We start from the raw sequence: 265 nt of genomic DNA on the forward strand, positions 1-265 counted from the left end.
CCGGACTTGAACCGGCACGGTAGTCACCTACCGCAGGATTTTAAGTCCTGTGTGTCTGCCAATTCCACCACCCCGGCGTGGATGGTATAAGCGGAAGACGGGATTCGAACCCGCGACCCCCACCTTGGCAAGGTGGTGTTCTACCACTGAACTACTTCCGCATTACAGGATTTCTTTATTTTATTTGGCAATGCGGGTGAAGGGACTTGAACCCCCACGTCATAAAGACACTAGATCCTAAGTCTAGCGCGTCTGCCAATTCCGC

General features: G+C 52.8%; 1 tRNA gene. It reads right to left on the minus strand.

The features are described from left to right. Nucleotides 1-89 precede the first annotated feature (89 nt). A tRNA-Gly gene (locus SB660_RS21210) sits at nucleotides 90-161 on the minus strand. Nucleotides 162-265: the final 104 nt, after the last annotated feature.

The sequence above is a fragment of the Bacillus sp. SIMBA_005 genome, from assembly GCF_046535585.1.
In the GTDB taxonomy this organism is placed as follows: Bacteria; Bacillota; Bacilli; order Bacillales; family Bacillaceae; genus Bacillus; species Bacillus pumilus.